The organism is Salmonella sp. JXY0409-18, assembly GCF_020268625.1.
Classification (GTDB): Bacteria; Pseudomonadota; Gammaproteobacteria; order Enterobacterales; family Enterobacteriaceae; genus Salmonella; species Salmonella enterica.
On sequence record NZ_CP084216.1, the window covers coordinates 2,786,648 to 2,807,731 of the forward strand.

Genomic DNA, 21,084 nt, shown 5'->3' on the forward strand with positions numbered 1-21,084 from the left:
TAAAGCCCTGGTTGTCTGATAAAGGGTAAAGTTTAGATGTGCGTTACGATTTCTTTAATCAATGGCGGGCCTTTAAAAATAAAGCCGGAATAAATTTGTACCAGCGTAGCTCCTGCCGCTATCTTCTCGCGCGCGGCGATAACTGAGTCAATGCCGCCGACGCCGATAATAGGCAATTGTCCTTTTAACTCCTGGGATAAACGGCGAATAATTTCTGTGCTTTTTAATTGTAATGGCCGGCCACTTAATCCCCCCGTTTGCTGGCAATTTTTCATTCCTTGTACCAGAGAACGATCGAGGGTGGTATTTGTCGCAATCACCCCATCAATATTATGACGAAGCAGGCTATCGGCAACCTGGATCAATTCTTCTTCACAAAGATCCGGCGCGATCTTTACTGCCACCGGCACATATTTATGGTGGATCGCCTGAAGATCGTTTTGCTTATTTTTAATGGCAGTTAACAGATCGTCCAGCGCATCGCCATACTGGAGCGTACGTAGCCCTGGCGTATTCGGCGAAGAAATATTAATGGCGATATAACCCGCATAAGCATAGACTTTTTCCATACAAATCAGGTAGTCATCTTTGCCATTTTCGACAGGCGTATCTTTATTTTTACCGATGTTAATTCCCAGAATACCATCAAAATGGGCTTTTTTAACATTCTCGACCAGGTTATCGACGCCCAGATTATTAAAGCCCATCCGATTGATCAGACCTTCAGCATCCACCAGACGAAAAAGACGCGGCTTATCGTTACCCGGCTGTGGGCGCGGCGTCACGGTGCCGATTTCCAGGGAGCCAAACCCCATCGCGCCTAACGCGTCGATGCACTCCCCGTCTTTATCCAGACCGGCAGCCAGCCCCAGTGGATTTTTAAAGGTAAGTCCCATGCAGGTAACCGGCTTTGTCGGTACTTTCTGGCGCACCAGCGCTTCCAGCGGCGTACCTGTAATGCGGCGTAATTGTTGAAATGTAAATTCATGAGCGCGCTCTGGATCGAGCTGGAAAAGGGCTTTACGAACGAAGGGATAGTACATGAACTCTCCTGGATTCCCGGTGTGCAAACCGGGGGCGTATTATGGGCGATAACAAAGCAAAAGGGAATTGACCTACGGCAATAAATAGCAATCGTTTTCCTTCATTCTCACTTCACGTTTCGCCAGCGAGCGTCATCGTCCGGCAAAAAAATGCCCGGCAGCGCTAACGCTTACCGGGCATGTCTTACCTCTTTATAGCAGATACTGTCAGGCTAACGCTTTAGTTATCTTCTCGTACAGATCGCCGGAAAGATTCTCCAGTCCTTTTAACTGCTCCAGCGCCGCGCGCATTTTCTCCTGACGCTTATCATCATAACGTTTCAGACGAATCAGCGGTTCAATGAGGCGAGATGCTACCTGCGGGTTACGGCTATTCAGATCGGTCAGCATCTCGACCAGGAACTGGTATCCGCTACCGTCTTGCGCATGGAACGCCGCCGGGTTGCTGCCAGCAAATGCGCCAATTAATGAACGGATGCGGTTCGGGTTGCTCATACTGAAAGAACGGTGTTTGAGCAGGCCGCGTACGGTTTCCAGTACATTTTCCGCCGGGCTTGTGGATTGCAGGATAAACCATTTATCCATCACCAGGCCGTCCTGATGCCACTTATCGTCATACTCCTGCATCAGCATATCGCGGCACGGCAACTGCGCCGCCACCGCAGCAGACAGGGCCGCCAGCGCATCGGTCATATTATTGGCGTCGCGATACTGTTTGCTGACCAGCGTATTAGCCAGCTCCGTCTCACCAAACGCCAGGAAGCGCAGGCAAGCATTGCGCAGCGTGCGCTTACCGATATCGCCGTGATCAACACGATACTCATCCAGATGATTGGCGTTATAGATAGCCAGGAACTCATCCGCCAGTTCTGCCGCCAGCGTACGCGTTAGCGCTTCACGAACTTGCGCAATGGCGATCGGGTCGATGACCTCAAACAGCTCCGCAATTTCATTGGCCGAAGGCAGCGTTAAAATTTCTGCGGCCAACGCCGGATCGATTTTCTCATCCAACAGTACTGCACGGAACGCATCAGCGACATGCACCGGAAGCGATAGCGGTTGCCCCTGCTGATGACGCGCCACATTCAGTTTAATGTATGTGGCCAGCAGACTTTGCGCCGCATCCCAACGGGAGAAATCATTGCGCGCATGGCGCATCAGGAACGTCAACTGCTGATCGCTCCATTTATATTCCAGTTTCACCGGCGCTGAAAACTCGCACAGCAAGGCCGGAACAGGCTGGAAGTAGACATTATTGAAGGTAAATGTCTGCTCCGCCTGCGTGACGTTCAGCACGGCATTGACCGGGTGACCGCCTTTTTGCAACGGAATGACGTTGCCTTCGTTATCGTACAGTTCAATGGCGAATGGAATATGCAGCGGCTGCTTCTCCGCCTGATCCGCCGTCGCCGGAGTACGCTGGCTGATGGTCAACGTGTACTGCTCGGTTTCCGGATTATAATCATCTTTTACCGTTACAATCGGCGTGCCGGACTGACTGTACCAGCGGCGGAAATGGGACAAATCGACATTAGAAGCATCTTCCATCGCCTGTACGAAGTCATCACACGTCGCGGCGCTGCCGTCATGGCGCTCAAAATAAAGCTGCATCCCCTTCTGGAAATTTTCCTCACCCAGCAACGTGTGGATCATGCGAATGACTTCCGCACCCTTTTCATAAACGGTGAGGGTGTAGAAGTTATTCATTTCGATTACTTTATCCGGGCGGATAGGATGCGCCATCGGGCTGGCGTCTTCCGCGAATTGTAAACCGCGCATGGTACGCACGTTACTGATGCGGTTCACCGCGCGTGACCCCAAATCAGAGCTAAACTCCTGATCGCGGAACACGGTTAGCCCCTCTTTCAGGCTCAACTGGAACCAGTCGCGGCAGGTGACGCGGTTGCCGGTCCAGTTGTGGAAATACTCATGACCTATCACGCGCTCAATATCGAGATAATCTTTATCCGTCGCGGTATCGGTTCGCGCCAGCACGTATTTGGAGTTAAAGATATTGAGACCTTTATTCTCCATCGCGCCCATATTAAAGAAATCCACCGCGACAATCATATAGATGTCGAGGTCATATTCGAGCCCAAAACGCGTTTCATCCCATTTCATGGAATTTTTCAGCGAGGTCATTGCCCACGGCGCGCGATCCAGATTGCCACGGTCAACGTACAGTTCTAACGCGACTTCACGCCCGGAGCGGGTGGTAAAGGTATCGCGCAGCACGTCAAAATCACCGGCCACCAGCGCAAACAGATAACACGGTTTCGGGAACGGATCTTGCCACTGAACCCAGTGACGGCCATTCTCCAGTTCGCCCTGCGCAACACGGTTGCCATTGGAGAGCAGGAACGGATATTTGCTTTTATCGGCAATAATTTTGGTGGTAAATCGCGCCAGTACGTCCGGGCGGTCAAGATACCAGGTAATATGGCGGAAGCCCTCCGCTTCACACTGGGTACAGAGCGCATCGCCGGACTGGTACAATCCTTCCAGCGCCGTATTCGCCGCCGGACTTACCTCGTTGACTATGCGTAACGTAAAACGCTCTGGCAGGTCGCTGATGATAAGCGCGCCCTCTTCTTCTTTATATGCTGTCCACGGCGCATCGTTGACGTGGATAGATACCAGCGTTAAATCTTCCCCATCAAGGCGAAGAGGCGCATCAGGCGCGCCATGACGAACAGCCTGGCTTATTGCGGTGACCACGGTTTTTTCGGCATCGAGGTCAAAGGTCAAGTCAATATCAGTAATCTGGTAATCCGGCGCGCGATAGTCATGGCGGTATTTGGCTTGTGGCTGTTGTGTCATAAAAAACCTTTCGCATCTTTGTGTAGAGTGTCGACTCCAGTCTATTCCTGTTGCGCAAATCGCGCTACGCAGAATGTTCATCTTTTCAGGCACAAACGGCCTCTTTGCTACATTTTTATAACATGGGGCACGAAATGCGCTCGACCCTAAAGACAGCTTATGGTGTGATCGGGGTTCAATAAATCGCTAAACAAGGTATACTCCAGCGGTTTTCTTAGTTGTTTATTGTACTAAACGCTCCCGTGAGAGGACGCAACAGCGCACCTATGACACAATTCGCTTCTCCTGTTCTGCACTCGTTGCTGGATACAGATGCTTATAAGTTGCATATGCAGCAAGCCGTTTTTCACCACTACTATGATGTGCAGGTAGCGGCTGAGTTTCGTTGCCGTGGCGACGACCTGCTGGGTATTTATGCCGATGCTATTCGCGAGCAGGTGGACGCGATGCAGCACCTGCGCCTCCAGGAGGACGAGTTCCAGTGGCTCTCCGGCCTGCCCTTTTTTAAACCGGATTATCTGAACTGGTTACGCGAGTTTCGCTATAACCCGGCTCAAGTCTGTGTCACCAACGATAACGGCAAGCTGAATATTCGCTTAACCGGCCCGTGGCGTGAAGTCATTATGTGGGAAGTGCCGCTGCTGGCCGTGATCAGTGAGCTGGTTCATCACTACCGCTCGCCAAACGCGGGCGTTGATCAGGCGCTCGACGCGCTGGAAAGTAAGCTGGTTGATTTCACTGCGTTAACCGCCAATCTCGATATGTCCCGCTTCCACCTGATGGACTTCGGCACCCGCCGCCGTTTCTCTCGTGAAGTGCAGCAGGCGATAGTTAAACGTCTCCAGCAGGAGTCATGGTTCGTCGGCACCAGCAACTATGATCTCGCGCGTCGCCTGGCGCTGACGCCGATGGGCACTCAGGCGCACGAATGGTTCCAGGCGCATCAACAAATCAGTCCGGACCTGGCGACCAGCCAGCGTGCCGCGTTGGCCGCCTGGCTTAACGAATATCCGGACCAGCTTGGTATCGCATTGACAGATTGCATTACAATGGATGCGTTTTTACGCGATTTCGGCATTGAATTCGCCAGCCGTTATCAGGGGTTACGCCACGACTCAGGAGACCCTGTCGCATGGGGCGAAAAGGCGATTGCCCATTATGAAAAGCTGGGGATTGATCCGCTGACAAAAACGCTGGTCTTTTCAGATAACCTTGATCTGCAAAAGGCGGTCGAGCTCTATCGCCATTTCGCCTCTCGCGTGCAGTTAAGCTTCGGCATCGGTACCCGCCTGACCTGCGATATCCCTCAGGTAAAACCGCTCAATATTGTGATTAAACTCGTGGAATGTAACGGAAAGCCGGTGGCTAAACTTTCCGACAGCCCCGGTAAAACGATCTGTCATGATAAAGCGTTTGTACGCGCGCTGCGTAAAGCCTTTGATCTCCCGCAGATCCGCAAAGCCAGTTAATTCTTTCCAGGGAGCCTGCCTGGGCTCCTTTTTCAGGTTTATTTCCGAAATCTTTCACTTCAGCTGCGATTTCTGCTTGTCTGATTGCAGATGCCAGGTAACATAGGAATACCCCCATTTCGGGTGGACAAGTGTTTATTTTTTCCGACTATTAACAGAGAGAATATTATGAGCGTTGTGCCTGTAGCCGACGTACTCCAGGGCCGCGTAGCCGTTGACCAAGAAGTCACCGTGCGCGGATGGGTGCGTACCCGCCGAGATTCAAAAGCTGGCATCTCCTTCCTCGCCGTTTATGACGGCTCCTGCTTTGATCCTGTACAGGCTGTCATTAATAATTCTCTGCCCAATTATAATGAAGAAGTATTACACCTGACGACAGGCTGCTCCGTAGTAGTAACAGGTAAGGTTGTCGCGTCGCCGGGACAGGGGCAAAGTTTCGAAATCCAGGCTACGAAAGTAGAGGTCGCAGGCTGGGTGGAAGATCCGGATACCTACCCGATGGCGGCAAAACGCCATAGCATTGAGTATCTGCGTGAGGTCGCGCATCTGCGCCCGCGCACCAACCTGATTGGCGCGGTAGCGCGCGTCCGCCATACTCTGGCGCAGGCGCTGCATCGCTTCTTCGATGAGCAGGGTTTCTTTTGGGTCTCTACCCCGCTGATTACCGCTTCCGATACCGAAGGCGCTGGCGAAATGTTCCGCGTCTCAACGTTGGATCTGGAAAACCTGCCGCGTAACGACCAGGGCAGAGTAGATTTTGACAAAGACTTTTTTGGCAAAGAATCATTCCTGACCGTCTCCGGCCAGCTCAACGGTGAAACGTATGCCTGTGCGCTGTCCAAAATCTATACTTTTGGGCCGACCTTCCGCGCGGAAAATTCCAACACCAGCCGCCACCTGGCGGAGTTCTGGATGCTGGAGCCGGAAGTGGCGTTCGCCGATCTGGAAGACAACGCCCGTCTGGCGGAAGCCATGCTGAAATATGTCTTCAAGGCGGTTCTGGAAGAGCGTGCGGATGATATGAAGTTCTTTGCCGAACGCGTGGATAAAGACGCTATCGCTCGTCTGGAGCGTTTTGTCTCTACCGACTTCGCTCAGGTGGATTACACCGATGCGGTCGCCATTCTGGAACGCTGTGGTAAGACATTTGAAAACCCGGTGTTCTGGGGCGTCGACCTCTCTTCCGAACACGAACGTTATCTGGCGGAAGAGCATTTCAAAGCGCCGGTAGTGGTGAAAAACTATCCGAAGGAAATTAAAGCATTTTACATGCGCCTTAACGAAGATGGCAAAACCGTGGCGGCCATGGATGTGCTGGCGCCGGGAATCGGCGAAATCATCGGTGGTTCCCAGCGTGAAGAGCGTCTGGATGTGCTGGATGCCCGTATGGCCGAAATGGGGCTGAATAAAGAGGATTACTGGTGGTATCGCGACTTGCGTCGCTACGGTACTGTACCGCATTCCGGCTTTGGCCTGGGCTTTGAACGCCTTATCGCTTACGTCACGGGTGTGCAAAACGTGCGCGATGTTATTCCGTTCCCACGGACCCCACGCAACGCCAGCTTCTGATTTTTACGTCACACTCAAGGCCAGCTATGCTGGCCTTTTTTTTCGCCTGAATGTCAGTTTTATTATCAATAAGTAAATAAATTTAATTACAACCCTCTGAATTACCACATCTTGTTACTGTATATTTCACGAAAATATTTACACATAAAAATTAATCCTTAATTTTATTGCGGATTAGATTTTCTGTTCTAATAGCACAATTTTTAACCACAATTTCAGACATCAAGACTTCCAAATGGCTATTTTTATGAAATAGCTCGCCTGCTGCTTTTTCAGACACAACGGTTCTACAAGCCAATAATTGCAATAAAATCATAGTGATAAAAGAAAAACGATCAAATCAAAGCGAGAACTCAGGGGAAGTTTGACGTTGTTCACAAAGTTCCGCGAAAATAACATTTGTTTACATATTTTTTCCTTTTGAAACTAAATCTTTATATTTGTAGCACTTTCACGGTAGCGAAACGTTAGTTTGAATGGAAAGATGCCTGTCAGACACATAAAGACACCAAACTCTCATCAATATTTCTGTAAAGTTTTATTGACGGAATTTATTGACGGCAGTGGCAGGTGTCATATAAAAAAACCAATGAGGGTAATAAATAATGATGAAGCGCAAAATCCTGGCAGCGGTGATCCCTGCCCTGCTGGCTGCTGCAACCGCAAACGCAGCAGAAATTTATAATAAAGATGGTAATAAGCTGGATCTGTACGGTAAAGCCGTGGGTCGTCACGTATGGACAACGACCGGCGATAGCAAAAATGCCGACCAGACTTATGCCCAGATTGGTTTTAAAGGGGAAACGCAGATTAACACCGATCTGACCGGTTTCGGTCAGTGGGAATACCGTACTAAAGCAGACCGCGCTGAAGGCGAACAGCAGAACTCGAATCTGGTCCGTCTGGCTTTCGCGGGTTTGAAATACGCGGAAGTGGGTTCAATCGATTATGGTCGTAACTACGGTATCGTTTACGATGTTGAATCCTATACCGATATGGCCCCCTACTTCTCCGGCGAAACCTGGGGCGGCGCCTATACCGATAACTACATGACCAGCCGTGCTGGCGGTTTGTTGACCTATCGTAACTCTGACTTCTTTGGTCTGGTGGACGGTCTCTCTTTCGGTATCCAGTATCAGGGTAAAAATCAGGACAACCACAGCATTAACTCTCAGAATGGCGATGGCGTAGGTTACACCATGGCATATGAGTTCGACGGCTTTGGCGTCACCGCAGCGTACAGCAACAGCAAGCGTACTAACGATCAGCAGGATCGCGATGGTAATGGCGATCGCGCAGAGTCATGGGCCGTTGGCGCGAAATATGATGCAAACAACGTCTACCTGGCTGCCGTATATGCTGAAACCCGCAATATGAGCATTGTTGAAAATACGGTTACCGATACCGTGGAAATGGCAAACAAAACGCAGAACCTGGAAGTGGTCGCTCAGTACCAGTTTGACTTCGGCCTGCGTCCGGCAATCTCGTATGTGCAGAGTAAAGGTAAGCAGTTGAACGGCGCCGACGGCTCGGCCGATCTGGCGAAATATATTCAGGCGGGCGCGACTTACTACTTCAACAAAAACATGAACGTATGGGTTGACTACCGTTTCAACCTGCTGGACGAAAACGACTATAGCTCCAGCTACGTTGGCACCGACGATCAGGCGGCTGTCGGTATTACTTACCAGTTCTGATCAGCAGACCCCTTTGTTTTATGCCTCAAAAACAGGACTTCGGTCCTGTTTTTTTATCTCTCTTAGAGAAAATGTGCGTCTTTCAAAAACAGGCGGGCTTTTTAGCGCTAACGGTTGGCATTTTGTAAATCTGCCGTTAACCTGATAGCGGATTTCCCTTCTGTAACTATAATGGAACCTCGTCATGTTTGAGAACATAACCGCCGCTCCTGCCGACCCAATTTTGGGCCTGGCCGATCTGTTTCGCGCCGATGACCGTCCAGGGAAAATTAACCTTGGCATTGGCGTATATAAAGATGAAACCGGCAAAACACCGGTGCTCACCAGCGTTAAAAAAGCCGAGCAGTATTTACTGGAAAATGAAACGACGAAAAACTATCTCGGCATTGACGGGATTCCGGAATTTGCTCGCTGTACTCAGGAACTGCTGTTCGGCAAAGGCAGCGCGCTGATTAACGATAAGCGCGCACGCACGGCGCAAACGCCGGGCGGTACCGGCGCGTTACGCATTGCCGCCGACTTTTTGGCAAAAAATACTCCGGTAAAACGGGTGTGGGTGAGCAACCCCAGCTGGCCGAACCACAAAAGCGTGTTTAACGCTGCCGGCCTGGAAGTTCGGGAGTACGCTTACTACGATGCGGAAAATCACACGCTGGATTTTGAAGCGCTACAAGCCAGCCTGAGCGAAGCACAGGCCGGCGATGTGGTTCTGTTCCACGGTTGCTGTCATAACCCAACCGGCATTGACCCTACTCTGGAACAGTGGCAGGTTCTGGCTGAGCTTTCCGTTGAAAAAGGGTGGCTGCCGCTATTCGATTTCGCTTACCAGGGCTTTGCCCGCGGCCTGGAAGAAGATGCGGAAGGTCTGCGCGCCTTTGCCGCGCTGCATAAAGAGCTTATTGTCGCCAGCTCCTACTCCAAAAACTTCGGCTTATATAATGAACGCGTCGGCGCCTGCACCCTCGTGGCTGCCGATGTGGAAACCGTGGATCGCGCTTTTAGCCAGATGAAATCCGCCATTCGCGCTAACTACTCCAACCCGCCAGCGCACGGCGCGTCCATCGTCGCGACTATCCTGAGTAATGACGCCCTGCGCGCGATCTGGGAACAGGAACTGACGGACATGCGCCAGCGTATTCAGCGTATGCGTCAACTGTTCGTGAATACCTTGCAGGAAAAAGGCGCGAACCGTGACTTCAGCTTTATTATCAAGCAGAACGGGATGTTCTCATTCAGCGGACTGACCAAAGAGCAGGTGCTGCGTCTGCGTGAAGAGTTCGGCGTTTATGCCGTGGCTTCTGGTCGCGTGAACGTGGCGGGCATGACCCCGGATAATATGGCGCCGCTGTGCGAAGCCATTGTCGCGGTACTGTAAAAAGCTGCCGACTGGCGTGACCGATAAAAAAGCCTGCACATTGCAGGCTTTTTCATTCTGCTTACCAGACCGGCATCTCATCTTGCAGGAAGGGATTATGCAGACGCTCGTACCCGAGCGTAGAGAGCGGGCCGTGGCCAGGAATAAAGGTCACATCATCGCCAAGCGGCAATAATTTACGCTTAATAGCGTCAATCAACTGGGTGTGATCGCCGCGAGGAAAATCGCTGCGCCCGACGCCACCTTTGAAAATCACATCGCCGGAGATCAGCAGTTGCGACTGTTCATCAAAGAAAACCACGTGTCCCGGCGTGTGTCCCGGACAATGTAACACCTGTAACGTCACATTCCCCACGCTGACGCGATCGCCGTCGTTCAACCAGCGATCAGGCGTCAGCGGCTGACACTCATCCAGACCAAACATGCGGCTTTGCGCCGGCAGTCCTTGCAGCCAGAACTCATCTTCTTTTTCCGGACCGATAACAGGAACGCCGTAATGCTGCGCCAGTTCACTCGCCGCGCCGACATGATCGAGATGCCCATGCGTGAGTAAAATTTGCATCAACGTCACGCCGCTGGCGTCCACTTCCTGTTTAATTTTTTCCGCGTCGCCGCCCGGATCGACCAGCGCCGCCAGCCGGGTTTGTTCGCACCAGATTAATGAACAGTTCTGGGAGAACGCGGTGACCGGAATAATACGATAGTTCATACTGCTCCTTTGATTAAGCCTCGCTGATTACCAGTGCCGCGCCGGCCCGGTATCAATATGCACAAAGTTACTACGTGGGTAATATCCTACACCACCTGCGCGCATAGATAACGCCGCTTTGCGAATATTGCTCAGCGCCACGCCTTCAATATGAAAATCCATCGCCTGCCCTTTTGTATGGTAGCTTTTTTTCGCTACGCCGCTGCTACGGGCGCGTAATTCATTATTGGTATCAAGAGAACGGTAGCCTGAGATGAGCTGCACAGGTTTACGCGTCCCTAACAACCCCTGAAGTCGGTAAAGTTGGTCAAACAGGCGGGGATCGATTGATCGGACTTTATTCGCGCGATAGTCACGGAAAAAATGGTTTAACTTTGCTAATTCATCCTGAATATAGGCTCTTCCATCGAAAAACTCCGCCTTGATTGACTCTCCGGTATGGAGATTGTTTAACGTCAAAATGCGCGGGCGTGGGGTCGAGAGTGTGGCAAACGCTGGCGCGGGCAGGATGGCGGCGCCGAGAGCGACACCACCAAGCGCCAGCAGCTTGCGGCGATTAGCGTCAAATTTGTCCATGATAATCAGGTCTACAGGTCAATGTTATCGTTAATACACTTCTACCTTTAAGCAGACATGATACCGGCTGGCACAGACTTCTGAACGGCCCGGTCGACTTAAAGGTTGTTGTATATGCACTTCTGGCGCACGAAAGGCACCTTAACTGCCGATAAAGCCCGCGTCAAGATGGCCCTCCCCCAGCCACAACGGGGGTCTACAGCGAAACGCCCCGTTGAAGCCAAACATTAGGACAACATATTTACCAGAACTTCTTCATTTACCTGATTAATTGTTCAACCTTTGGCACAATTTGTGCGCTGGATCGCGCTGTGAGATCGTAATTGTAAATATCTGTACGATATTGCATACGTCCATCTGCGCCGACAAACGCGGTCAGATAGTAAAGATTTACTGGAATGTTCTGCCGGATATTGACATACCGCGTGTCGCCTTGCTTCAGGGCGCCTGAGATCCGCGCATCGTTCCAGCCAGCATCCTGCAAGAGCATATTCGCCAGTTCAGAGGCCTTATTGACCCGCACGCAGCCGGAACTTAACGCCCTGGCGTCACGCTGAAAGAGATTATGGTTGGGCGTATCGTGCAGATAGATAGCATCTGAACTCGGCATATTAAATTTATAACGCCCCAGCGAATTGTGCGCGCCTGGCGCCTGCTGGAAACGGAACGGAAGATTCGATGGCGTAATGGTGGCCCAGTCAACCTGCCACGGATCGATCGCTTCTTTGCTGTTCCAGCCGCGCATCACGGTGTAGCCATGACGCTCCAGATAGCCTGGGTCATTCCACACCTTCGGTAAAATGTCTTTACGCGCAAGCGTGGGCGGAACGTTCCACGGCGGGTTCACCACCACATTATTCAGCGCGCTGCTCATCATCGGCGTTTTACGGTCAGGACGCCCGACGATCACCCTCGAAGCCAGCACCTGGTTGCCATTCTGATAGTAGACCAGCGAATAAGCGGGAATGTTTACCATAATACCGGTAGAGAGTTCCGCCGGCAGCAGGCGTAAACGTTGGATATTCAGTGCCAGTACGCCTGCGCGTTGCGCGGGGGTCATATTAAGCCAGTTACGCGTCGCCGGGCCAATAACGCCATCCGCCCCCAGCCCTTGCCATGCCTGAAAACGCTTTACCGCCTCGACCAGTTCACGATCGTAGGCGCGTGCCGCCGGAGCCGACTTACTACGGCGGGCCGTTTGTTCGTCGACCGGCTGCGCCACCGATGTTTCGACTACCGCGGCGGAGGGGCTGACGACGGCGCTATCAGCAGTGTTATCGCCGGGTAAGGCTATCTTTGGACCGCCATCCAGCGTCCCCGTACGCTGTAATATTTCGCGCAGCGCAGGCACATCGTTACTCCATTGCCCCGGGCGCAGCGTCGCGGTATTGGCCAACTGCGGCCACGGGCGAGAGTCCGCCACCAGCTTCAGTAGCGCGTCATGCATGGGCGCATACTGTGGATGCTGCGGCGCCAGGCTGGCGACAAACATCGGCAACTGGCCCTCTTCCAGCGCGATTTGCCACTGGTTAATCACCGAGACTGGCGGCGTCGCCAATGCGTAAGGTTTGTTGCTATATAACCAGCGCTGGCCTTTGACGGGGATATTCGCAATGAAATGGAGATAGCCCATCATGGCGTCTGACAACACAACATCACGCGCCATACCGTTTACGGCGGGATCGGTCAACAATGCCACCCAGGCGGTAAACTGCGGCTGGAATCCGGCAATCGCCACCTCCGCCAACTGTTGCTGGAAGGCTTTCACCGCATCGCGATTATCCCACATGGGCTTCATGTCGCGCGCGGCATACAGCAATGTCAGCTGGCTCATATAGACCGGCGTATAGCCGGAAGGAAGCTGCGACTGTAAATCAGCCCGGACTTTCTCGGCTGAAACGCCCTCCGGCAGCGGCTGAATCCCGGCCATAATCGCCGTCGCGGCTGATTGCTTCTGCGGCCCAGCCTGATCCGTCGCGGCAACGGCGCTATCGCCAGGTATCATTTCAGGCTCATCGGCCTGCGCATTGAACAGTGGAGCGAATGTTACGGCCAGGCATAAACTGATTGCCGACAGACAACGACCACACATCTTATTAAGCAACATCCCTTGCCCCCTGTTTTCATTATCATACTCCGCATGACTGTGCTGCCCGCAGCGCGGGTCAACCGCAACCAATGCTTTTGTTTAGTATGACGAGTCAGCCTGCTCACTCGTCAGGCTTAACTCCAGTATATAAAGTTCGTTACGTTTTTGCCTAACCTAATGTAAAGAAGTTTAAAGAAAATGCACTACCCGGAGAGATTTTTCAGATAAAGAAAAAGGCGGCTTTCGCCGCCCCAGGGTAATGATAAAGCAGAACTTGTTGTGCCGGATGGCGGCGTAACCGACTTATCCGGCCTTGCCTGATAAGCGAAGCGCCATCGGGCACTTCATTATTTCTGCCGTATTTAACTCGCTTCTGAAGGCGTATCTTCCGTCTGCGTACCGGGAAGCGTTTCCGGAAGCTGCGGCGCAAAGCCACGCAGCCCGACAACATGAACATGCTCAGTATTCTGAAACACTTTACGCACCAGTTTATACGTCGTGCCCTTCTCCGGACTGATGTTTTCCGGCGCGGCGATGATGAGCTGCATCTGCAAACGTTCGCATAGTTCAAACAGCGTGGCGATAGAGCGCGCATCCAGACGCGCCGCTTCATCAAGGAACAGCAGGCGGCATGGCGAAATATCTTTCCCGCGCAGTCTGCGCGCTTCGTCTTCCCAGCTTTGCACCACCATCACCAGAATTGACATCCCGGTCCCGATAGCTTCACCCGTGGATAGCGCGCCGGATTCCGCACGCAGCCAGCCGTCAGACCCACGGTTAACTTCAACTTCCATTTCCAGATAGTTACGGTAGTCCAGCAACTCCTCGCCGATGGTCTGCGGCGTGCGTTGCCCCATATCGATCTGCGGATTCAGGCGCTGGTACAGTTTCGCCAACGCTTCGGAGAAGGTCAGACGATTGCTGTTAAACAGATCCTGGTGCTGCTCCTGCTGTTCTGAAAGCACATCCAGCAAGGTGGCATGCGTTTCACGCACGTTGACGTTTAACCGCACGCTATTCACCTGGCCAAACGAGACGCTTTGCAAACCCTGGTTCAGCATACGAATACGGTTCTGCTCACGCTGGATAGTCTTGCGGATGATGTTTGCCACGCTGCGGGAACTGATCGCCAGCTTTTGCTCACGCGATGTTAGCTCTTCCGTCAGACGGCTCAGCTCAATCTCCATTTGTTCAATGGCTTCAACCGGATCGTCGGTACGAATAATATCCTGACGAATACGCTCGCGCAGATGCTGGTAAACGGCCACAAAGAACTGGATTTTACGTTCCGGGCGTTTCGGATCTTCCGACAGACGCAATACGTCGCGCAGATGTTCGTTATCCGCGACGGCCAGGCGCAACGCGCCCAACGCCTTATCCGACATGGAGCGCAGTTCATCCGCCGACAGATAAGCCAGCTCACGACGGTGCAGACGGCGTTCCACGCCATTGTCTTTCACCATCCGCATGACTGCGCACCAGCCGGCTTTCGCGGTCACGACCTGCTCGCGCATTTCATGATAATCACGCTCCAGCTTGCGCAGCTTACGGGCCAGGTTCTCCATCTCCGCTTCGCAGAAGGTGAGCGCTTTCTCAAGCTGATTGCGACGCGAACGGTTATTGCTCAACTGAGCGTGCAGTTCATCGCGACGCTGGCGGGCGCGTTCTTCCGCCCCGCTGTCGGCGCGAACGCCAATATCCTGTAATTCGCGCTGCAAATCGTTAAGCAGCTCTTTTTTCGTGTCGTAAGAGCTTTTTAGCGAGGCCAGAACCTGGCTGTACTGACTTAACTGCGCGGCATGGCTGCGCAGCGCTTCGCGGGCGCGGGTACGCTCGGCTTCCGCCTGCTCCAGCCGCTGGCGCAGCTTTTCGTTGAGATCGCTGTTGCCGCTCAGCATTTCCGCCGAGTCGGAATAGCTGAAATGCGCCCGACGTTCGACGACTTCAGCCAGCGCAAAAGCCTGCTGGCGCGCGTCGCGCTGCATTTGCTGCGACCATGCATAGTCTTCTTTTAACTGCTCAAACTGTTCCGGATCGCTTTGCAGAACGGAAACCACCGGCTCCAGTTTGGCTAACTGGTTGCCATATTGCTGCACAAATCGCGCCGCTTCCTGCGCCTCATCCAACCGTTCCTGAATTTCATCGACCCGATCGGCCAGCGTTTCATCAGCCAATAAATTCAGCCGCGGCAGCAAACGGTTAAGCGCGGAAACGCCCTCTTTCGCCTGCTCAAACTGAAGGCGCTGCTGCTGGTTGTCGCTTTCATGCGTCGCCAACGCGCGCTCCAGCTCGACGCGACGCCCGTTCAGTCGGCGAATTTCCGCTTCCGGATCGTCCTCAAAGGCGACGGAAAGGTGGCTGCCGATAAAACGGCTGAACGCCTGGTGCAAACGCTGGGTTTTCTGCACGTCAAACGAGAGCGTGGCAAAGCGCTCGGAAAGCACTTCCCGTTCCGCATGGAGACTTTCAATACGGTTCTCGCGCGCCGCACGGCCAAAAATAGGCAGCGACGGGAAACGCGAATAACGCCACTGACGGTCGGCAATTTTCACGACCACCGCCTTTTCCAGCTCGTCAACGCTGAATACGCTGTCATCAAAAGACTGCGGATCGCCTTCGATCAGGTACAGATCTTCCGGGCAGTCGGTCAGACCTTCAAGCTGTTCGGCTATTTGCGATAAATCCGGTACGACGATCGCATGGCGCGACGGGCCATACAGTGCGGAAAAGTACGGCGCATCTTCAAGGCTGACATCATCGTAGATTTCCGACAGCAGTACCCCGCCAAAACGCTCCGCCAGCGCATTCAAACGCTGGTCTTCCGCGCCGCCCGGCTGGCTTAAACGTTCGATCTCTTCATCAACCGCATTTTTACGCGCGCCCACTTCGTCGCGTTCGACAATGGCTTCGCGCTCACGCTCCAGTAGCTGTTGCAGGTATTCGGTCACTTCCTGGCTGGACGTAAACTCCTCGCCGCACTGTTCGCTAAGCTGGTTCAGACTGTTTTGCGCCGCCAGCCAGACAGGAGCGCGTTGCATCAGATGCTGGATACGGGATTGCAGCTGCTCCTGCTCCTGACGCAAGGCCATGCGCTGTTCGCTGGCTGACGATACGCTATCAGACAAGGACGCGATGCGGGCTTCCAACTCCTGATGCAGCGCTTCCAGTTCGTCAATATCAAAATTTTTGCCCTGTCGCTTACAGAACTCAGCCAGCAGACGTTCCGCCTCTTGCTGCTCGCGCAGCCGCTGTTCCAGTTCGCTCAGGCGCATCCGCAGCGGCTGTACCTGTTCCGCCAGATGACGCTGGTTCACGCCGTCCCGTAACAGCTCGCGCGCCACGTCCCAGGCTTCGCTACGTGCCAGCGGGCCGTTGATCGCCGCCACCAGCTGGTAAGCCTGCTCAAACTGGCTGTGCGCGGTTTGCGCCACGCTCATTTTTTGTTCCAACGACAGCAGTTTTTCCGTAGCTTCCTGCTCTTTTGCCTGGAAAGTATCCAGCCATTCGGCGGCGCTTTCCGGCGTTAGATCCGGCAGATGGCAAAGTTCTTTAGCGCGGGCAAGCGCTGATATCGCCTGGTTATACTGAATCGCGCGCGTTTGCTGTACATCCAGCGCCTGCTGGTAATCCGCAAGCTGGCTTTTGAGTTCATCGACTTCCAGCTCGGCGGCTTCGGCACGCGCTTCATTTTCGTCCTGCATTTCGGCGGCTTCCGCCACCACTTCGTTTTGCTCTTCGAGTCGAATCTGCAGCTCTTCAAGATCTGCTTCGTAGCGTTCAATTTTTTCCTGCTGGCGCAGCGCAGTTTGCACCAGATTCAGGTGATCGCTCGCCGCCTGGTAATCCGCTTCAAGAGAACCTTCGGCACCGTTATGTTCGCCCAACTCACGGGCCATATCGACGTGCTTGTACTGCTCCGCCGCCAGTTGTTTGCGCGATGTGTACAGTTCGCGTCGAAACGCCAACGCCTGATCAAGGTGAACCCGACGCTCATTAGCGTGGCGCATATAATCCGCCGCCACATAATCGGTGGCTTCGCTGATCAAATGCTTAAACAGATCGCGATCGGATTGGGTAACACGAATCGCTTCCAGCGTGAGTCGGTTCTCGCGCAGCGCCGCTTCCATATCCTGGAATGCCTTGCGCACACCGCTGTTTTCCGGCAATAAATAATCGCGCAGCGATCGGGTAATGGCGCTGGAGATCCCGCCGTACAGCGAGGCCTCTATCAAACGATAGAATTTACTACGATCGGAAGCGGAGCGCAGACGACGGGCGATAATCCCTAAGTCAAACATCAGCGAATGATAATCGGTGATGGAGTTAAACTGCTTAAACTGCACGCCTTCCATCTCGTCAAGCTTGTCTTTCAGCTCAGCAAGCGACAGTACGCGCGCCTGACGTTCGTTTAATGTCTCCGTCACCAGTTGTGTCGGCTGTACCGACATCGGCAGCCCCTGGATAGCAAACGGTTTGATGTCCACTTTGCGATCGCGCCCAGCGACCTGCTGCAGACGCACGCCGACCACCACCCGCTGATGGCGGGAATTAATGGTGTCGAGCATGGAGTAACAGACGCCCGCCTTCAGCTTACCGTGCAGACCTTTATCGCGCGAACCGCTGGTGGCGCCGGCTTCCGTGGTGTTACGAAAGTGCAGTAATGTGAGATCCGGGATCAGCGCCGTGACGAACGCCGCCATCGTCGTGGATTTCCCGGCGCCGTTGCCCCCGGATAACGTCGTGACCAGTTCATCCAGGTCAAAAGTGCGGGCAAAAAAACCGTTCCAGTTAATCAGCGTTAGCGAGCGAAATTTACCGCGTTCAATCATTATTCTTCCTCTCCACTGTCCGGCTGACTCTCTTCGGTCTCATCATTAAGTTGCAGATGGTTTTCAATGGGCATCGCTTCCCCGTCGCGGATGAGACGACGCTGCGCCTCGCGAGGATCGTCGCCGGCGCGGACATCCGCGCCAAAGCGGAAGACCGATTCGGTAATGCGGAATTTGCTGCTGTCGTGGCCCATAAACCATACCATGCCTAAACGACGCAGGCGGTTTAAAGAAGAACGCACCTTTTCCTGCAGTTTCTGACGATCAACGTCAGATCCCGTCGAGCGGTTATTCACCAGCTTTAGCAGTTTGGCTTCGTCCGCAAGGGTAAGCAGCTCGTCGTACAACTCTTGCTGAGTAAAGATCCCTTCGTTGGCCAGACGCTCCGGGCTAAGATAGAGGTAGCAGAGAATTTTACCGACCATCATATCCAGTTCGGATAACACCGAGCGCGGGATAAGCGTGGTAGAACGCGGACGCAGGTAGAAGAACCCCTCCGGCGCGCGAATCAGTTCCACGTTATAACGCGCGTAAAACTCTTCCAGGTATTCCTGAAAATCCATCAGAAAGGCATGATTATCCAGTTCGTCCAGCCCGATGTGGCGGCCCGAACGTAATGCGCTATCCAGCGCCGGAAATAACGGATTCGCCAGCGCCTGCGCCAGCTTAACCGGCATCACTTGTTCAATATTTGTCAATGACATGCGCCTGTACCTTGGCTCCGTAATCATTAATCGGCTGCCATTTGGCTGGCAGTCCGGTGAAATCTGCTTGCGCTACGCCAAGACGTACCGCTTGATCGATAACAATACGCGCCACGTCGAAATGACGCGCGCGCGGGTATTGCGCCAGATACTCGCGCACCACCAGCCCAAGATCCAGTGGCGTTTGTCTGGTTTTGTAGATAGCCAGCTGTTCTTCAATGATGGCCGCTAACTGCTCGCGGATCTCGTTAAACTCTTCATATTCCAGATCCGGCGGCAACTCCCCGGTGACTTCATCGTCACGCAACGCCATCTCTTCATCGCGCATATCCAGCAGACGATCGGCATTCGCGTAGGTTAGCGCCCACGGATCGTCAAAATAAGTCTGTACGGACTGGCGCAACCGCTGGGCGAAGACACGGTTTTTATCCATATCGATCGCGGTACGGATAAATTTATGCACGTGACGATCGTAACCGATCCATAAATCAATAGACTGCTGACCCCAACTGATAATGCGGTCGAGTTTACTTTGTAAGTCAAACACCAGCCTGTCGACAAAATGCAGATCGTCGTGCGTCATCGTGGCATCCTGAATGCGCAGCAGGTTAGCCTGCAGCTTATCGCCCGCCGCCTCCAGCGTATCCTGCAATTCGCGCAGCGTACCGGACGTTTCGGAAAGCAGCAGTTCACAGCTGGAAATCGCCGCCCGCCAGTCTTTATTCAGCAGTTGTGCGATATCGTCTTTCACCTGCTGCTGCTGTTCATCCATAATGCGCTGGGTGAGATCGATACTGTCGAAAATCTCCGCCACCGAATATTTCAATGGCGCGTAAACGTTGCGATGCCAGTGGAACTCATCGCCACCCTCCGCTGCCGCATCCGCCGCGCGCTTCAATTCGCCGGCCACAATCGACAACTGCATAGAAAGACGCAGCGTAGAGAATTCGCGTTGACGAATGTAGTAATCGGTGATGCCAATCCCGAGCGGGGTTAATCGGTAAATCGCATTGCCTTCCGCCTGCTCGCTGGTAAAGCGGTTCAGCAGACGTTGACGCACCATATCGTTAATCGCGTTGTTCGCGCGCACGCCGATGGTTTCGCTGGTTTGCTCAAACGCATCACTCACATGGCGGAATGCATCCACCAGCTCGCCTTCACTCATCTCGCCGTCAAGGCGTTCGCCGTTCAACGTGGCGACCGCCAGCAGAAAGGAAAGTCTGTCTACCGGCAGCGAGATGGAAAAGTCGTTTTTTCTGGCCCAGGCAACCAGTTCGGGGACTGTCTGGGAAAATTCACTCATAGGTTATCCTTGCATCTGCGGCTAGCGCCGGGCTTTTAATCGCGGTGACATGAATGTAGCGCCCAAGGCTAATATACGGCTCCTGGCGGCAATAACGCGTTTCCAGTTCGACCAGGGTCTCATAACAGTCACGCTGCTGGTGTTTTTCACGCAGATAATCATGAAACACACGCACGCCGGTTTTACCGGTAATCTGCCAGCCAATCGCCTCCAGCCACTGGTACACCTGCGCGGGGTCGCGCGGGTAGTCAGGCGACAGCGTGCGCTTCTTGCGTTTAGGCATCCCCGCCTGCACGTAGTCAAAATTACCCGCCACCATATTGTGCATCAGCAAACCGTTAGCGTTATAGAACATCAACGACAGCGCGCCGCCAGGGCGCAATACTGACCAGAGCGTTTCTAATACGCCGACAGGATCGGCTACCCACTCCAGCACAGCATGAAACAATATCAGATCAACCGGGCTTTCCAAATGCGAAGCGACGTCCTGAGCCGGGCATTGTATAAAATGCATGTCTTTGCTCACACCTTTTGCCTCGGCCGCCTGCCGCGCGCGGGCGATCATTTCGCCAGACAGATCGCATAATGTTACCTGATGGCCGCGTTCCGCCATCTTAATCGCCGTTTGCCCTTCGCCGCCGCCGGCATCCAGCACCCGCAGTTTCCGCCCGCCAATCTCCTCCAGCACGCGATCGAGGTCTTGCCACAGAATGGCTTGCCGCAGTTGCCCTTTGGTCGTGCCGTAAATGTTACGGGAAAACTTTTCAGCAATGTCATCAAAATTGCGATCCTGCATCGGACTCTCCACAGGCTGGCTCAGGCGTTATCTGATAAAACCGCTATTTTGTCACAGCCGCGGCCAGAATGAACCTGTCTGGTGTAATATCACCGTTAATCCTCC

General features: G+C 53.4%; 13 protein-coding genes. 4 read left to right on the forward strand and 9 right to left on the reverse strand.

Going from position 1 to position 21,084, the window contains the following annotated elements; translation table 11 throughout:
- Nucleotides 1-32: 32 nt before the first annotated feature.
- Both pyrD and pepN read right to left on the reverse strand, forming a co-directional pair.
- A complete protein-coding gene (gene pyrD, locus LDB27_RS13585) occupies nt 33-1,043 on the reverse strand; it encodes a quinone-dependent dihydroorotate dehydrogenase (RefSeq protein WP_000291723.1) in 1,011 nt (336 codons plus the stop codon).
- 207 nt (nt 1,044-1,250) lie between these two features.
- Entirely contained in the window at nt 1,251-3,863 is a 2,613-nt protein-coding gene (gene pepN, locus LDB27_RS13590; RefSeq protein WP_000193782.1) for an aminopeptidase N, read from the reverse strand.
- A gap of 266 nt (nt 3,864-4,129) precedes the next feature.
- On the opposite strand from pepN, the gene pncB reads away from it, so the two are divergent.
- The 4 genes from pncB to aspC all read left to right on the forward strand — a co-directional run bounded on the left by pncB (nt 4,130) and on the right by aspC (nt 9,973).
- Nucleotides 4,130-5,332 (forward strand): nicotinate phosphoribosyltransferase, encoded by a 1,203-nt coding sequence (pncB, locus tag LDB27_RS13595; protein ID WP_000191405.1) that lies wholly within the window; start codon nt 4,130-4,132, stop codon nt 5,330-5,332.
- Between the two features lie 168 nt (nt 5,333-5,500).
- Nucleotides 5,501-6,901, forward strand: coding sequence for an asparagine--tRNA ligase (asnS, locus tag LDB27_RS13600; RefSeq protein ID WP_000117867.1), 1,401 nt, complete (start codon nt 5,501-5,503; stop codon nt 6,899-6,901).
- 605 nt (nt 6,902-7,506) lie between these two features.
- A complete protein-coding gene (gene ompF / locus LDB27_RS13605; protein WP_000977709.1) occupies nt 7,507-8,598 on the forward strand; it encodes a porin OmpF in 1,092 nt (363 codons plus the stop codon).
- 184 nt (nt 8,599-8,782) lie between these two features.
- Nucleotides 8,783-9,973 (forward strand): aspartate transaminase, encoded by a 1,191-nt coding sequence (gene aspC / locus LDB27_RS13610; protein ID WP_000462656.1) that lies wholly within the window; start codon nt 8,783-8,785, stop codon nt 9,971-9,973.
- 61 nt (nt 9,974-10,034) lie between these two features.
- Here aspC and LDB27_RS13615 read toward each other — a convergent pair whose 3' ends face one another.
- The 7 genes from LDB27_RS13615 to cmoM all read right to left on the reverse strand — a co-directional run bounded on the left by LDB27_RS13615 (nt 10,035) and on the right by cmoM (nt 20,979).
- Nucleotides 10,035-10,682 carry an MBL fold metallo-hydrolase gene (locus LDB27_RS13615; RefSeq protein ID WP_001109471.1) on the reverse strand — a complete coding sequence of 216 codons (648 nt, stop codon included), beginning with the start codon at nt 10,680-10,682 and terminating at the stop codon, nt 10,035-10,037.
- Between the two features lie 27 nt (nt 10,683-10,709).
- Entirely contained in the window at nt 10,710-11,258 is a 549-nt protein-coding gene (locus tag LDB27_RS13620) for a YcbK family protein (protein WP_000357052.1), read from the reverse strand.
- 259 nt (nt 11,259-11,517) lie between these two features.
- Complete coding sequence (ldtD, locus tag LDB27_RS13625; protein ID WP_000925885.1) at nt 11,518-13,365, reverse strand: L,D-transpeptidase; 1,848 nt, start codon at nt 13,363-13,365, stop codon at nt 11,518-11,520.
- Between the two features lie 344 nt (nt 13,366-13,709).
- Nucleotides 13,710-18,176: a chromosome partition protein MukB gene (gene mukB / locus LDB27_RS13630; RefSeq protein WP_000572737.1), complete on the reverse strand. Its 4,467-nt coding sequence runs from the start codon at nt 18,174-18,176 to the stop codon at nt 13,710-13,712.
- Entirely contained in the window at nt 18,176-18,880 is a 705-nt protein-coding gene (gene mukE / locus LDB27_RS13635) for a chromosome partition protein MukE (RefSeq protein ID WP_000060025.1), read from the reverse strand. The genes mukB and mukE overlap by 1 nt, the downstream gene beginning before the upstream one ends.
- Nucleotides 18,861-20,183, reverse strand: coding sequence for a chromosome partition protein MukF (gene mukF / locus LDB27_RS13640; protein ID WP_001288828.1), 1,323 nt, complete (start codon nt 20,181-20,183; stop codon nt 18,861-18,863). The genes mukE and mukF overlap by 20 nt, the downstream gene beginning before the upstream one ends.
- Nucleotides 20,176-20,979: a tRNA uridine 5-oxyacetic acid(34) methyltransferase CmoM gene (cmoM, locus tag LDB27_RS13645; RefSeq protein WP_001154025.1), complete on the reverse strand. Its 804-nt coding sequence runs from the start codon at nt 20,977-20,979 to the stop codon at nt 20,176-20,178. The genes mukF and cmoM overlap by 8 nt, the downstream gene beginning before the upstream one ends.
- Nucleotides 20,980-21,084: the final 105 nt, after the last annotated feature.